This window comes from Streptacidiphilus neutrinimicus (assembly GCF_000787815.1).
GTDB classification, from domain to species: Bacteria; Actinomycetota; Actinomycetes; order Streptomycetales; family Streptomycetaceae; genus Streptacidiphilus; species Streptacidiphilus neutrinimicus.
Map to the genome: position 1 here is coordinate 77,689 of NZ_BBPO01000024.1, position 14,833 is coordinate 92,521.

General features: G+C 72.8%; 13 protein-coding genes. 4 read left to right on the plus strand and 9 right to left on the minus strand.

Annotated features, from left to right (window positions below):
• Window positions 1-338: 338 nt before the first annotated feature.
• The 5 genes from TR48_RS17415 to TR48_RS17435 form a co-directional block, all read right to left on the minus strand.
• On the minus strand, window positions 339-1,412 hold the full coding sequence (locus TR48_RS17415; RefSeq protein WP_084729511.1) for an aldose epimerase family protein: 1,074 nt from the start codon (window positions 1,410-1,412) through the stop codon (window positions 339-341).
• A 78-nt stretch (window positions 1,413-1,490) separates the two neighbouring features.
• Window positions 1,491-2,498 (minus strand): ABC transporter permease, encoded by a 1,008-nt coding sequence (locus tag TR48_RS17420; protein WP_042368115.1) that lies wholly within the window; start codon window positions 2,496-2,498, stop codon window positions 1,491-1,493.
• Entirely contained in the window at window positions 2,495-4,075 is a 1,581-nt protein-coding gene (locus TR48_RS17425) for a sugar ABC transporter ATP-binding protein (protein ID WP_042368117.1), read from the minus strand. The genes TR48_RS17420 and TR48_RS17425 overlap by 4 nt, the downstream gene beginning before the upstream one ends.
• A 5-nt stretch (window positions 4,076-4,080) precedes the next feature.
• Complete coding sequence (locus TR48_RS17430; protein WP_042368119.1) at window positions 4,081-5,238, minus strand: substrate-binding domain-containing protein; 1,158 nt, start codon at window positions 5,236-5,238, stop codon at window positions 4,081-4,083.
• Between the two features lie 71 nt (window positions 5,239-5,309).
• Window positions 5,310-6,389, minus strand: coding sequence for a LacI family DNA-binding transcriptional regulator (locus TR48_RS17435; RefSeq protein ID WP_042368121.1), 1,080 nt, complete (start codon window positions 6,387-6,389; stop codon window positions 5,310-5,312).
• A gap of 258 nt (window positions 6,390-6,647) precedes the next feature.
• On the opposite strand from TR48_RS17435, the gene TR48_RS17440 reads away from it, so the two are divergent.
• Window positions 6,648-7,712, plus strand: a complete 1,065-nt coding sequence (locus tag TR48_RS17440) for a LacI family DNA-binding transcriptional regulator (protein WP_084729512.1) — start codon at window positions 6,648-6,650, stop codon at window positions 7,710-7,712.
• Between the two features lie 53 nt (window positions 7,713-7,765).
• On the opposite strand, the gene TR48_RS17445 is transcribed toward TR48_RS17440, so the two are convergent.
• On the minus strand, window positions 7,766-9,418 hold the full coding sequence (locus TR48_RS17445) for a phytoene desaturase family protein (protein ID WP_042368180.1): 1,653 nt from the start codon (window positions 9,416-9,418) through the stop codon (window positions 7,766-7,768).
• The gene (locus TR48_RS17450) at window positions 9,415-9,891 is read right to left on the minus strand and encodes an SRPBCC family protein (protein WP_042368123.1); all 477 of its coding nucleotides are present in this window, start codon (window positions 9,889-9,891) and stop codon (window positions 9,415-9,417) included. Before TR48_RS17450 ends, TR48_RS17445 begins: the two co-directional genes overlap by 4 nt.
• Before the next feature lie 237 nt (window positions 9,892-10,128).
• Between TR48_RS17450 and TR48_RS17455 the strand changes: the two genes are divergently transcribed.
• The 3 genes from TR48_RS17455 to TR48_RS44960 all read left to right on the plus strand — a co-directional run bounded on the left by TR48_RS17455 (window position 10,129) and on the right by TR48_RS44960 (window position 12,170).
• On the plus strand, window positions 10,129-10,371 hold the full coding sequence (locus TR48_RS17455) for a hypothetical protein (protein WP_042368125.1): 243 nt from the start codon (window positions 10,129-10,131) through the stop codon (window positions 10,369-10,371).
• Between the two features lie 256 nt (window positions 10,372-10,627).
• Window positions 10,628-11,827, plus strand: coding sequence for a carboxylate-amine ligase (locus tag TR48_RS17460; RefSeq protein WP_236652193.1), 1,200 nt, complete (start codon window positions 10,628-10,630; stop codon window positions 11,825-11,827).
• A gap of 145 nt (window positions 11,828-11,972) precedes the next feature.
• Entirely contained in the window at window positions 11,973-12,170 is a 198-nt protein-coding gene (locus TR48_RS44960) for a hypothetical protein (protein WP_042368127.1), read from the plus strand.
• 115 nt (window positions 12,171-12,285) lie between these two features.
• On the opposite strand, the gene TR48_RS17470 is transcribed toward TR48_RS44960, so the two are convergent.
• Both TR48_RS17470 and TR48_RS17475 read right to left on the minus strand, forming a co-directional pair.
• Window positions 12,286-13,572, minus strand: a complete 1,287-nt coding sequence (locus TR48_RS17470) for a PP2C family protein-serine/threonine phosphatase (RefSeq protein WP_236652194.1) — start codon at window positions 13,570-13,572, stop codon at window positions 12,286-12,288.
• Between the two features lie 33 nt (window positions 13,573-13,605).
• Window positions 13,606-14,478: a SigB/SigF/SigG family RNA polymerase sigma factor gene (locus tag TR48_RS17475; RefSeq protein ID WP_042368131.1), complete on the minus strand. Its 873-nt coding sequence runs from the start codon at window positions 14,476-14,478 to the stop codon at window positions 13,606-13,608.
• Window positions 14,479-14,833: the final 355 nt, after the last annotated feature.

Below are 14,833 nucleotides of genomic sequence, written 5' to 3' on the forward strand. Positions count from 1 at the left end.
GGGATGTGCCGGATTTCGAGTGCCAGCAGCGTGGCAGCGTTCCCACGGTCGCGAGAGCGAGGAGGCCTACGCCCGCTGCGGCCCCGATCGCGGCCGGGGCGAAGATCGTCGCGGTCGTGCTGCCGTGCCTCCGATCCTGCCCGCGCCGGCCGGACGGAAGGTCAGCCCTCCGCCGACGAAACCGACCCCGGTGATCACGCCCGCGAGCACGTTCGGGGCCCCGTTCTGGGACAGGGCGGCGACGACCGCGGACCCGACCCCGATCAGTGAGAACGTGCGGTCGCCCGAGGTCAACTCTGGCCGGGCCGAGGCGAAGCTGACATTCCGCGCCGACGGGATCAGGCGACCGAAAACCTGTAGACGGTCGTGGAGGTGAATTGCTCGCGCGGCCGCAGCATTGTCGAGGGGAATTCTCGCCGGTTCGGAGAGTCGGGAAAGTGCTGGGTCTCCAGCGCGATTCCCGCGAAGGCGCGGTAGGGCCGCCCCCCGGGTCCGGACACGCTGCCGTCGAAACGGTGTCCCGTGTAGACCTGCAGTCCGGGCTCGGTCGTGAAGCAGGTGAGGTGTCTGCCGGTCGGCGGATGCCAGAGCCGGGCGGCCGGCGCCGGCCTGTCGCCGGGCCTGTCGCGCAGGATCCAGTTGTGGTCGTAGCCGCCGCCGGCCAGCGTCAGCTGGGGGTGGTGTCCGGCTGTCACGCGGCTGAGGAACTGCGGCCGGGTGAAGTCGAAGGGAGTTCCGGAGACCGGCGCTGCCTGCCCGGGCAGTGGCACCAGGTCGCGGTCCACGGGCAGGTACCGGTCGGCTTCGATCTGGAGCGCGTGGTCGAGGATGTCTCCGCTGCCCTCGCCGGCCAGGTTGAAGTAGGCGTGGTTGGTCAGGTTGACGACCGTGGGGGCGTCCGTGACGGCCCGGTAGGTGATGCTCAGCGTTCCGACGGAGTCGAGCTCGTAGGTCGCCGTCACCTCGAGCGCCCCGGGAAAGCCCTGGTCGCCCGCGGGGCTGTGCAGGTGGAAGGCGACCCCGACGCGATCGCTGCGCCGGACGGGTCGCGCGCGCCAGAGGCGGTTGTCGAAGCCGTCCGGACCCCCGTGGAGGGTGGTGCGCTCGTTCTCGTTGCGCGGCAGGCGGTGGACGCCGGTATCGGAGGGGAATCGGCCGCCCCGGATGCGGTTGGCGTAGCGGCCGATCGTGGCCCCGAAATAGCGGGCCTCGCCGGTCAGGTCCGCCGGGTCGCCGGCCGACAGGACGACGTTGGCCCGCCGCCCCTCGGAGTCCGGGGCGTGGAGTGCGCTGAGGGTGGCGCCGAGGGTGAGCGCCTGGGCGGTCACCGCACCCTCGGAGCCGAAGGTCCATCGTTCGATCCGCCTGCCGTCGGGGAGACGGCCGTGGGGTTCGCTGGAGACGAAGAGCATGGCTGTTCCTGTGTCCGTGGAGGGGCTCCTCGGCGGAGGTGACCACAGAGCCCCTCCTGCAAACAGACGCTGTGCCGGTCAGGTGCGCCTGGACAGGTGCTGGGCGCGGAGGCGGTCGGCGAGGATGGCGATGCCGAGGACGCCGCCGAGGACGATGTTGGTGTAGTCGGAGTTGATCTGAAGCGTCGTCAGGCCGTTGTTGATGAGCTCCAGCAGGACCGTGCCGGCCACGATGCCGAGGATCCGGCCCTGGCCCCCGACCAGGCTGACGCCGCCGATGACGGCTGCGGCGATCGCGGACAGCTCCCAGCCGACGCCGACGCCGCTGGCGGAGCCCACGCCCATGCGGCCGAGCACCAGCATCGAGGAGAAGCCGGACAGCAGCGAGCTGGTGACGTACATGCTGATGACGCGCCGGTCCCCGCGGATGCCGGCCAGGCGTGCCGCCTCCGGGTTGCCGCCGACCGCGTATACCTGACGGCCCGCGTAGGTGCGTTCCAGGAAGAACCAGGCCGCCACCGCGACGATGGCGAAGAGGATCAGCGGGACGGGGATCTGGGCGATGTAGGTCTGGCCGACGTTCGAGAAGAAGCCGGAGATCCCCACGATCGAGGTGCCCGAGGTGATGGCCAGGGTGACGCCCTGCGCGACGGTGTACGTCACCAGCGTCACCACGAACGGCGGCATCTTCAGGCGGGTGACCGCGAGGCCGTGCCACAGGCCCACCAGACCGGTGAGGGCGAGTGTCGCGAGCACGGCGACGCCCGCCGGGAGGTGGGCGTTGACGTTGAACCAGGACATCAGGATCACCGAGGTGCCCAGCAGTGCGCCCACCGACAGGTCGATGCCGCCGGTCAGGATGACCAGGGACTCGCCGATCGCGATGAGACCGTACTGGGCCAGGTCGAAGCCCATGCCCTGGAGGTTGACCGCGCTCGCGAAGGTGTCGCGGGCCAGCGAGAGCGCGACGAAGACCGCGACGCAGGCGGCGACGACGCCCACCTCGGGTGTCTCCACCAGGGCGCGCAGCCGGTTGCGCGCGGGCACGCCGGCCCGCTCGCGGGCGGGAGCGGTTTGGGCGGTCATGCCGGTTCCTCCATACCTGCTACCAGTGGCTGCGTTCCCGCGGCCGCTGTCATGATCCGTTCCTTGCTGAAGTCGTCACGGCGCAGGTCGGCGACGATCCGCCCGTGGGCCATGACGACGATCCGGTGGCAGATCCACAGCAGTTCCTCCAGCTCCGAGGAGGCCACCAGCACGGCCAGGCCGTCCTGCGCCGCCTGGTCGATGAGGTGGTAGATCTCCGCCTTCGCGCCGACGTCGACCCCGCGCGTGGGCTCGTCCAGGAGCAGCAGGTCGGGCCTGGCGTGCAGCCAGCGGCCGAAGACCACCTTCTGCTGGTTGCCGCCGGACAGGGATCCGATCGGCTGCTCCTGCGAGTGCATGCGCACGCCCAGGTCCTTGACGATCTCCCGGGAGCGTTCCTTGTCGCCCTTCGGGGTGAGCACCCCGTGGCGGGAGTCGCGCCGCAGGGTGGCCAGCGTGGCGTTCCAGCGGACCGGGTGGAGCGGGAGCAGCGACTGCTCCTTGCGGTCCTCGGGTACCAGGCCGATGCCGGCCGCGACGGCGTCGGCCGGATGCCGGGGGTGGAACGGCTGGTCCTTGAGCCGGACCTCGCCGCCGGTCCGGGGCTGGGCGCCCATGATCGTGTGAAGCAGGCGGCTGCGGCCCGATCCCATCAGCCCGGCGACGCCCACGATCTCGCCCGCGCGCAGCTCCAGGTCGACGGGCCCGAGGCCGTCGGCCGCGAGGCCGCGCGCGACCAGGACCGTGCGGGCCTCCACGGTCGCGGGCGGCGCGATGTCGCCGTGGGCGAGTTCGCTGCCGACCATCTCGCGGATCATGCGTTCCTCGGTGGCCTCCTGCGGGCTGAGGTCCGCCACCAGTCGGCCGCTGCGCAGGACCACGACGCGGTCGGCGATGTCGCGGACCTCGTCGAGGCGGTGCCCGATGAACAGGACGGCGCCGCCGCCGGCGGTGTGCCGACGGGCGAGGTCGAGGACCTTGCCGGCCTCGACGGGGCCGAGCGAGGAGGTCGGCTCGTCGAGGATGAGCACCAGGGGGCGGTTGCCCCAGGCCTTGGCGATCTCGATCATCTGCCGCAGCGGCACGGGCAGTTGTTCCACCGGCCGGTCGACGTCGACGCCGTGGACGCCGATGTCCTCCAGCAGCTCGCGGGCCTCGCGGCGGGTGCCGGCCCGGTCGAACAGGGCCCGGCGGAGGGCCCCGGCCTTCTCGGTGGCCCGGGTGTGGCGGCCCAGCAGCAGGTTCTCCGCGACGCTGAGCCGGCCCACCAGGGGGAACTCCTGCGCCACCATGCTGACGCCCAGGGCCTTGGCGTGGTCGGGCCGTCCCGGGAGCAGGGGCTGGCCGGCGATCAGGATCTCCCCGCCGGTCGGGGAGACCGTGCCGGAGAGCACACCCATGAGGGTGGACTTCCCGGCGCCGTTCTCCCCGACGACGCAGGTGATCTGACCACGCTTCAGCTCCAGCTCCGGGATGTCCAGCACGGTGACCGGCCCGTAGCTCTTCCTGACCGCGCGCAGCACCGCGGCCGCGCCTGCGGCCGGTTCGGTCCCGACGCGGGGAGCACTGGTGGTCACTCAGGTCACCCCGTGATCCCGAGCGCGGCCTGCTTGGCCTGGAACGCGGTCAGGTTGTCCTGGGTCACCACGCCGACGCCGGAGCTGAGGGTGGTGCCGTCGGACTCCAGGTAGGGCTTGACGATGTTCAGCGTGGCGTCCTTGCCCAGCACCTTCAGCGCGGCGAGCAGGTAGGCGCCGGTGTAGCCCTGCTGGTAGGGGGACTGGACGATGCTGGCCTGGATGACGCCCTGCTTGATGAAGCTGAGCGTCTGGGCGTCGGTGTCGTCGGAGATGACCTTGACCTGTCCGGCCTTGCCCGCCGACTGGACCGCCTGCGCGGCCGAGGGGCCGTCGTAGGAGTAGACGCCGTACAGGCCGTTGACGTTGGGGTCGGTCTGGATCGCGGTCTGGGCGTTGGTGAGCGCCTTCGAGGCGTCCATGCTGTCGGAGAGCTTGTTGACGACCTTGATGTCGCTGCCCTTGAGCGCGTCCTCGAAGCCCTGGATGCGCTGCACCGCGTTGGACGCGGTGAGCGAGCCGACCAGGACCACGACCTCGCCCTTGCCGCCGAGCGCGGACTTCATCGCCGCGCCGGCCTTCAGGCCCGCGGTGTAGTTGGGGGTGCCCAGGTACAGCGCGGCGCCGTCCTCCGCCGGCAGCGGCGAGTCGATCGCCAGCACCGGGATGCCCGCCGAGTTCGCGGACTGGATCGGGGACTTGATGGCGGTCGGGTCGATCGCCGAGACGGAGAAGCCGGAGATGTTCTGCCCGCGGATGGTCTGGATGATGGACAGCTGCTGGTCCAGGCGGCCGTTGGCGGGCGCCTGGAAGGTCCCCTTGACGCCGAGGTCCGACAGCCCCTTGGTGAACCCGGCCTTGCCCGCGTTCCAGTAGTCCACGGCCACGTTGACGACCATCGCGAGGTCGAGCCGGGACAGGTCCTTGCCCTGCAGGGCGGCCTTGAGGGCGGCGTCGAGCTTGGCCAGGTTGGCGTCGTTGAAGGTGATGTCGCCCTGGATCGGCGCCGCGGCCGCCGCGGTGCCGGAGTTGGCGGCGTCGCCGGTGGACGGGCTGCCCGCGCCCTGCTTGCTGCAGGCGGTCGCGGTCAGGGCCATCGAGGCGACGGCGACGACTGCCGCGTAGCGCAGGCCTCTGGCGTGGCGGGTGCCGGTACGGCTCATGGTTCTCCTCTTCCGGTGCTGCTGGGGTGGGGTTTCCGCTGGAGTGGAGGGTGGAGCGGGTTCTGTTATCGCTAACACTTCGTCGGTCGGCGAGGGGTGCGCGGACCGGCCGCCGGGCGTCCGGTGCTGGCCCGAAGGACCAGCTCGGGGGCCACGATCGCGGCGGGAGGCCCGGCGGTCGGGGGCCCTGTCGGGGGCCCGGGGGCTTGGACGCACCGCAGGAGCAGTTCGAGCCCGCGGCGGCCCAGCTCTCCGAAGTCCTGGCGGACGGTCGTCAGGGGAGGGGCGAGGAAGCCGGCCTCGGGGATGTCGTCGAACCCGACGACGCTGACGTCCTCCGGCACGCGACGGCCGATCTCGTGGAAGGCGCGCAGCACGCCGAGCGCCATGTGGTCGTTGGCGCAGAAGACGGCGGTCACCGAGGGGTCGCGGCGCAGGTGGAGCCCGGCCTCGTAGCCCGAGCGGGCGGACCAGTCGCCGGTGAGGCTGTCGGGAACCTGCCCGGCGGAGGCATCGAGGGCCTGGGCCCAGCCCCTCCTGCGGGCGACGGCCTCGAGCCAGTCCGCCGGCCCGGCGACATGGTGGACGGTCCGGTGGCCGAGGTCCAGCAGGTAGCGGACCGCGGCCTCGGCCCCGGCCGCGTTGTCGACGCCCGCGCCGGGCAGGCGTCCGGAGCCTGTGGCGCCGACGGTGACCATCGGCACCGTGCCGACGTGCTGCGCGAACGCGGCCACTGTCGAGGCCTGCGAGGCGATCACGGCGACCCCCTCGACGGCCTGGTCGCGCAGCCGGTCGACGGCTTCGCGGATGGAGCGGACGTCCTGGTGGCGCAGGCTCGCGATGGTGGTGAAGTAGCCCGCGCCGCGCGCCGCCTGCTCGATGCCGTAGAGCATCTGCGAGGGCCCGTACAGGGTGCTGTCGAAACTGATCACGCCGAGCGTCTGCGAGCGCCGGGTGACCAGGCTGCGGGCCGCGGGGTTCGGGCGGTAGTCCAGCTCGCGGACCGCGGCCAGCACCCGCTCCCGGGTCGCGGGACGGACGTTGGGGCGGTCGTTGAGCACCCGGGAGACGGTCTGGTGGGAGACCCCGGCCAGCGCCGCGACATCCGCCATCACCGGCTGCGCGCCGCGGACAGCGTGATCTGACGGCATGGGAACTCCTGGGGCATCAGGTGGGGATGATGCCGTGGCCGTTGGGCCGCCCTTCGGGGCCGCGCACGGCCCCGGCGGTTTCGGGGCACTTGATTGTTAGCGTTCACATACAGGTGCGTCAATGGGTCGTGCAGGTCACGATTGCGTTGCGCAGGACCCCCGCGTTGCGCGCGCGACTGCGCCTTCCAGGCGTACATCGCTCTGGCCTATAGTTCCTGTGAGCGTGCACATGTGGGCCGTGGCAGAGAAGGAGGAGCCATGTCGCGTGACATGGAGGACGCCGCGGTCCGCCGCCCGCCGACGATGACCGACGTCGCCCAGCGGGCCGGAGTGTCGCACCAGACCGTCTCCCGGGTGCTGAGCAAGCACCCCCACGTGCGCGAGGAGACGCGCGAGGTGGTGCTGCGCGCGATCGAGGAGCTGGGCTACCGGCGCAACTCGGCGGCGCGGGCGCTGGTGACCCGGCGCACCCAGACCCTCGGCGTGGTGGCCTGCCACCCCGCACTGTTCGGCCCCGCCAGCACGCTCCTCGGCATAGAGGAAGCCGCGCGGGAGGAGGGCTACACGGTCTCCACGGTCAATCTGCGCCGCTACACCCGCACGGAGCTGGCCGACGCGATCGACCACCTCCAGGACCGGGGTGTGGAAGGCATCGTGGTCATCGTCCCGCAGCGCCAGGCCGTCTCGGCGCTCAAGGAGCTGAAGGTTCAGCTGCCGGTCGTCACCGTCGAGGGCGGACACGACCTCGACCTGCCCAGCGTCTCGGTGGACCAGCAGCTCGGGGCGCGGCTGGCCACCGGCCACCTGCTCGCGGCCGGGTACGGCACGGTGTGGCATGTCGCGGGGCCGCCGGACTGGCTCGAGGCCGAGGCGCGGAGCGCCGGCTGGCGGGCGACGCTCGAAGAGGCCGGCGTCCAGGTTCCGGCTCCGCTGGTGGGCGACTGGACGCCGCTGTCGGGCTACCGCGTCGGTCAGGAGCTGGCCGGACGTGTCGCCGCCGCCGCGGCCGGCCGGCGCTCCGCGGGGCGGACGGCGGTGTTCGTCGCCAACGACCAGATGGCTCTGGGCCTGCTGCGGGCCGTGCGCGAGGCGGGCCTGTCGGTCCCGGACGACCTGGCCGTCGTCGGCTTCGACGACATCCCCGAAGCCGAGTTCTTCCTGCCCCCGCTGACCACTGTCCGGCAGAACTTCACCGCCGTCGGACAGGCCAGCATCCGCCTGCTGCTCGGGCAGCTCGACGGGCAGGCGGCCCGGCCCGACGAGCGGGTGGTGATCGCCCCCAGCCTGATCATCCGCTCCAGCAGCGTGCCCGCCACACACTGACCGTGCGGAGCGGTCAGCGGATCCCTCGCCCAGCACACCGCCGGCGCGGGCGACTAACCCCTCGCCCGAGCGGAGCCGTCGCCGGGGTGCGCGGTCAGCGTCCGCTGGGCGAGCGTCGCGGCCGTCCCGGAGAGCCAGCGCGTGGCCGGGTGCTGGCTGCGCAGCGCGGCACGGGCCGCGTTCGCGCCGCAGGCGCCGTGGACGCCGCCGCCGGGATGGGCCGAGGAGGAGGCGAGGTAGAGGCCGCGGACCGGGGTCTCCGGGCGGCCGGTGCCAGGGACGGGCCGCAGCACGGCCTGCTGGTGGAGTGCGACGGTGCCGCCGTTGAGGGCGCCGCCGACGAGGTTCTCGTCGAGGCGCTGCAGGACCGGCGGGGTGAGCACTCGTCGGTTCACGATGCGGGCCCGGAACCCCGGGGCGAAGCGTTCGACCCGCTGTTCCATGCGGCGTGCGAAGGCCTCGGTCTCGCGCTCGTCCCAGATCCCGGTGAGGCCGTCCGGACCGAGGTCGGAGACGACGTGCTGGGGGACGTGGGTGTACATCCAGGCCGACTCCGTGCCTCCGGGGGAGCGGGACGGATCAGCGGTGGTCATCTGGCCCAGCAGCCCGAACGGTCGTGCCGGAATCCTGCCCGTGCTGACCTGGAGCGCGTAGTCGCTCAACTCGGTCAGGTCCGCCCCCAGGTGCACGGTGCCGGCCCGGGCCGTCTCGGGGGCCGTCCACGGGATCGGGCCGTCCAGCGCCCAGTCGATCTTGACGGTGGAGAAGTCCCAGTGGAAGCGCCGCAGTTCCTCCCGCAGACCCCCGGGCAGCTGGTCCCAGTCGACCAGGCCCCCGTACAGGGCGGTGGCGGGCAGGTCCGCGAGCACGGCCCGCCGCGCCGGCACGGCGTCGCCTCCCGCGGTACGGACGCCCACCGCCCGACCGCCGCGGACCACGACCTCGACCACCGGCTCCGCGCAGCGCACATGGCCGCCCTTGGCCTCCAGTCGGCGCACCAGGGCGTCGGTGAGGGCGGAGGATCCGCCGACGGGGACGGGCCAGCCGTACTGCTGGCCGAGCATGGCCATCAACCAGCCGAACGCGGCGCTGGTCGGGGACTCCGGCAGCAGGTCGGCGTGCAGGGCGCAGCCGGCCAGCAGCAGGCCGGGACCCTCGTGGTCGAACTCCTCCTCGGCGAGCCGCCGTACGGGCAGGGCGGCGAACCGCGCCAGCCGCAGGCCTCCGGCGGCCCGGACCCGGGCGGCCAGCGCGAGACCCGCGCGCACCGGCGGGAACGGCGCGAACATCGCGCGGACCAGCCACGGGTCCAGACGCTGCCACAACTGCGACAACCGTTCCCAGGACCGTGCGTCGTGGCTGCCGAAGTCCCGCGCGAGCCCTTCCGCCGTCGCGGCGGGGTCGTCGTGCAGCACGGCGCAGCGGCCGTCGGAGAGCGGGTGCGCCAGGACCCTCGGGGCCCGGCTCCAGGACAGCCCGAACTCCTCCAGACCCAGCGCCGTGATGGCGGGGGAGGCGGCGGCGAGCGGGTAGAAGGAGCTGAAGACGTCGCTGACGTAGTCGGGGTGGACCTCGCGGTCGCTGCGCACCGCGCCACCGGGACGGGCCTGGGCTTCGAGGACCTCGACCTGCCAGCCGGCGTCGGCGAGGACGTTCGCCGCCACCAGGCCGTTGGGGCCGGCCCCGATCACGACCGCGTCGTTCATGCCGCCGCCCACCCGGCTCGTCCGGCTTCCGTGGTCGCGCCGTCGCGGGCCTCGACCGTCCGGGCGAGCCGGGAGAGCATGCTGCGGTGGCGCAGGTGCAGCAGCGCCTCGGACGGCGCCGCGTGCAGGCTGCCGCCCAGGCCCTGCAGCGGGTGCTCGTCGACGATCACGAGCGTGCCGCTGCCCCAGGGCAGCAGTTCGATGCCGATCCGGGCCGTGCCCAGACGGCCCGCGTGGGCCTCGAGTTCCAGGCGCGCGTTCGGCGCGCAACGGCGGACGACCGTGCGGCCCTGCAACTGCCAGGGGCCGAGCCGGACGGTGTAGCGCAGACTCGACCCGACGTCCGGCCAGTGGCCGTCTCCCGGCTCGGTCCGGGAGGTCCCGGGGACCCACCGGGCGTAGCACCGCTCGTCCGCAAGGATGTTCCAGACGCTTTCGGGCGGTCGCCCGATCAGCACGTGACGGACAGCCATCTCGCCTCCTCGGCAGAGCGGCCTCGCGGCTCGCCCGGCCATGTCGGTTCGGCACTCGCGTCTGCGCCTGCCCGCGAAACGCCAGGTCATACCCGCTCATCGGATAGCCCGATCCGGGCGGCGCGTGCCGACGCGGAAACGGGGCAGCCGCAGGACCGGCGGAAACCGTGCCCAGGACTCCTGCCCGTGCGCGGAATCAGCCGACAACTTCGACCGAGTGGAAAGAGGACGGAACGCATGAATGCCGAAAGCGGACACCTGCCGCACGTGGTGGTGCAGCCAGTCGAGCTGGGGACGGACGGAAGGCCCTTCCGGCGTGTCGACGTGCTGGGGCAGGCCGTCTGGCACGCGTACGCCGCGGCCGACGTGGCGGAGTTCATGGATCGTGCGGGCCTGGATACGGCGCTCGTCCACAGTCCGGGCATGGTGGAATGGCGTGGCGGCGGCCCGGACGCCTGGGAACGGCGCACCTCCGCGTAACCACGCCGTTCAGGGCGGCGGGCGGGCATCGTGCCCGCCCGCCCCGACTACTGCCGACGACCTCACGCGCTCCAGCCGGCCGCATCGGGCGTCCCCTGCCGATGCTCCGTAGCCGTCGTGCCCGCACGTGAGGCCTTTCGTTCCGGGGCGGTGGCGGAGCGTGGCGCGGGGTACACGCATCGCATCAGCAGACGGTGCAGGGCCCGTCGCGCCGCCCGCTTCGCGGCGGCCGGACGGGTCGCGGTTGGGAGACGGAGTGAGCGTTGAGAACCACACGGCGCAGCCGGTAGAGCCACGGACGAACGGTGCGGGCCTCTCCGCCTCGGGGGCGGCTCCGCGGCTGGGCGTCGAGGAGGAGTTCCTGCTGCTCGACCCCGGCAGCGGGCGGCCGCTGCCGCGCGCCGCGCAGGTGCGCAGGCGCTCCCGGCTGTATCCCGGGCTCGGCGCCGACGAGGTGCAGCACGAACTGCTGCAGGCGCAGCTGGAGATCGCCACACCCGTCTGCACGACGCTGCCCGAGCTGCACGGTCAGCTCTCCCGCATGCGCGGCACGCTGAGCGAGGCCGCGCAGGACGAAGGCTGTGTCCTTGCCGCGTGCGCGGCGTCTCCGTTCCCCGACGGCGCCGTCGCGGTGCCGGTCACCGACAAGCCCCGCTACCGGCACCTCCACGACGAGGCGCCGCTGCTGACGGACGAGCAGCTGATCAACGGCCTGCACGTGCACGTCGAGGTACGCGACGACGGGGCGCGGATCGAGGCGCTGAACCGGATGCGGCCGTGGCTACCGCTGCTGGTCGCCCTGTCGGCCAGTTCCCCGCTGTGGCGTGGCCGGGACACCGGCTTCGCCAGCTGGCGCCACATGGTCAACGGCCGCTGGCCGGTCGCCGGCATCCCGCCGCGCTTCCAGGACCCGGACGACTATGAGCGCCGCACGCGGGAGTTGGTGGACCGCGGCATGGTGGCCGACATCGGACAGATGTACTGGCTGGCGCGGGCGTCGGCCCGCTACCCGACCCTGGAGGTGCGAGCCTGCGACGTGCAGGTGGCCGCCGAGGACGCCGTCGTCCTGGCGGGTCTGGTCCGCGCCCAGGTCATGACGGTGCTCGCCGAGGCAGAGGCGGGCCGGAAGGCACCCGTTGCCGAGCCCGAGCAACTGGACGCGGCCGTATGGCACGCCGCCCGGCACGGCCTGACCGGTGACCTGCACGACCCCCACGATCTCCGGCCGCGCCCGGCCGCCGACGTCGTCAACGACGCACTCGACCGCCTGGGCCCGGCGCTGGACCGCTCCGGCGACCAGTCCATCGTGCGCCCCGCTCTGGAGCGCATGGTCCGGGACGGAAACGGCGCCGTGGTGCTGCGCCGGACCCTCGCGGCCCAGGGATGGCCTGCGGTCCTGCCCTACCTGCGCACCAGGACCCGGGGAAGCTTGGACCACGTCTCACGGACACCCTGACCGCGTGACGCGACGACGGCGGTGTACCGGAGAGGCCGGAGCCCGAGGCCGCTTCGCCGCAGGGATGCCAGGGAGGTAGCGTCGAGGCAGACGGACGAGGCGGCTGCCACGCGCGGCCGTTTCCGACAGCGTCAGGAGACCGGTGATGACCGGCACGGCTGTGCAGCGGGTGGCTTTCGAGGCCACCGAACCCGATCTGGCCGTCGAACTGATCGAGCAGGCCTACGGGTCGGTCAGCGTCCACCGGGAGCTGTTCGCCGCGGACCCCGCCCGCACCACCGTCACCGAAATCGCCGCCCGCTGGGGCTTCCTGCACACCGGCCACTTCGCCGCCCACTACTAGCACGCCTTCGGCGAAGCGCCGAGCACCACCTCCACTCCTGACGCGTCCTCAGGCACGGGCAGGCGCGGGCTGCCGGGCGCAGGGCCCGGTTCCCCGCACTCCTGGGTGGTGCTTCCTAGCCTGCTGCTGGGGGCAGGCGCAGGGCGAGGACGGCGACGTCGTCGGGGTAGTTCTCGGGGAGCAGGCCGGCGAGGAGTTCGTCGCACATCGCGGGCAGGGGTTCGTGCGCGAGCGCGGCGGCGTGCTGGCGCAGGCGGGCCAGGCCGGTGCCGAGGTCTTCCCCACGGCGTTCGACCAGGCCGTCGGTGTACAGCAGCAGGGTGCTGCGAGCGGGCAGCGGCTCGGTGGCGCTGTGACGGGGACGCCCGGGGTCGACGCCGAGGAGCAGGTCGTGGTGGGTCCGGAGGTAGCGGGTGTCGCCCTCGTGGGTGACCAGCAGCGGGGCGAGATGGCCCGCGCTGGCGTAGCGCAGGTGCCAGGGGCCGCCTTCCGTGCCGTGGACGATCGAGTACAGGCAGGTAGCGGTCGTGGTGGTGAGCGTGTGGTGGGCCAGGTCGAGGCGGCGCAGGATCGCGTCCGGGGGCTCCTGACGGTCGCACGCGATGCCGCGGAGCATGTTGCGCAGCTGGCTCATGGCGACGGCGGCGCGCATGTCGTGGCCGGTGACGTCGCCGATGATCAGCGTGGTGTCCCCGGTGGGGAGGGTGAAGCTGTCGTACCAGTCGCCGCCGACCTTGGCGCTCTCGGAGCGGGCGGGGGTGTAGCGGGCTTCGAGCTGCAGCCCGTCGGGGTGGGGCAGGTCGGGCAGGAGCGCGCGTTGCAGGTGCTCGGCCGTGGACTGCACCTCCCGGTGCAGGCGGGCGTTGTCGACGTGCAGGGCGAGGCGGTGCGCGAGGTCGTCGGCGAGGGCCAGGTCGTCCTGGGTGTACGGCGGCCGGTCGCCCTGGCGGGCGAGGGTGACCGCGCCCATCACCCTGCGTCTGGCCCGCAGCGGGGCGAGGACCGCGCTGGACGCCTCCAGCGCGGGGATCATGGTCTGGAGCTTGAGGTCGGCGTCCCGGGGCTGCGCGATCAGGAGCGGGCCGGCGCCGCGCAGGACCCGGGCCAGGGCGCCGGTGTCCTCGTCGGCCAGAGGGCTCAGGCAGCCCTGGCCGAGTCCGTCCGGGAGCGCGCCGGGTGAGCGGTGGGTGATGCACACCCGGCGCGGCCGGTCGCCTTGGTCGAGCAGATCGAGGGCGCACCAGTCGGCCAGCTGGGGCACGATGATCCGGCAGGTGCGTCGCAGGCCGACGTCCGCGTCCAGGGTGCCGGCCAGCGCTGTGGTGACCTCGGCCAGCAGTGCGAGACGGTCCAGCGCCTGCTGGAGCACCGCATCCACGTCGAACCTGTCCACCTCGGTCACCGCCTTGGTGTGCCCGCCGCCGGTCAGGCCGCCCTATCGGCCCTCGAGCTGGTCGCGCAGCCTGTTCAGGATGCGGGCCAGCTGCCGGGAGACGTGCATCTGGGAGCAGCCGATCTCCTCTCCGATCTCGGCCTGGCTGAGGTCCTGGACGAAGCGGAGGTGGAGGATGCGGCGGTCGCGTTCCGGGAGGGCGGGGAGGATCTGGTGGAGGGCGGTGAGGTCGACGACCAGTTCCAGGTCGTGGTCGGTCGTGCCGAGGCGTCGCTGGACCGGTCCCTCGTGTTCCGCGTCGTCGCCGGCGAGGGTTTCGATCGTGCCCGCGGTGTAGGCGTCGGCGGCCTTGTGTCCCTCGGCGACCTCGGCTTCGGTGATGCCGAGCCGGTCGGCGAGTTCGCCGGTGGTGGGTTCGCGATGCAGTTCCTGTTCCAGCGTGTCGGAGGTCCTGGCGAGCATCAGGCGCAGCTCCTGCAGGCGGCGCGGGACGTGGACGGCCCAGGTGGTGTCGCGGAAGTACCGCTTGATCTCTCCGGTGATGGTGGGCAGCGCGTAGGTGGTGAACTCCACGCCGCGGCCGGGGTCGAATCCGTTGATGGCCTTGATCAGTCCGACCATGCCCACCTGGAGCACGTCCTCGAGCGGTTCGCGCCCGTGGGCGAACTGCCGTGAGGCGGCGCGGACGAGGCTCATGTTCAGTTCGACCAGGGTGTTGCGGACGTAGGAGTAGGCGGCGGTGCCCTCCTCCAGCTCCGCGAGCCGGACCAGCAGCACGTCGCTGAGCGCGCGCAGTTCCAGGGCGTCCAGAGTGACCGGGTCGCAGGCGATCGGCCGCGGCAGCTCCGGCGCGTCGTCCCTCGCCGTCTGAGGGGACGGTGCGGGGTCGAGCGGGAGGGCGGTTCGGGCAACCACGGGGGTTCACCTTCTCATGAGCGAATCAGGACATTTTCAGACAAGCCACGCGCGCATGCCCCGGACCGCCGCCGATATGCAGGCGACCGTGCAGGTCATTGGACCGGCTCGTCGAGGACTCGTGCGGCGGTGCCGCGGTAGATCCGCTCGCACGGGTCGCAGCAGCAGTCGGGTCGATGCCCGCCAGGTCGGCGAGCGGCGCGGACCCCACCAGGCCGCAGACGGCGTGGCCGCACAGCGCTCGCAGCCGCCCGATCTCGACGACGTGCCACAGCCCGATCGGCTCGCACGGGTGGGCGCGACGTACTGCGCCCGCAGTTCGTCAATCATGTCCGGCGCATGCCCGCAACGGGCA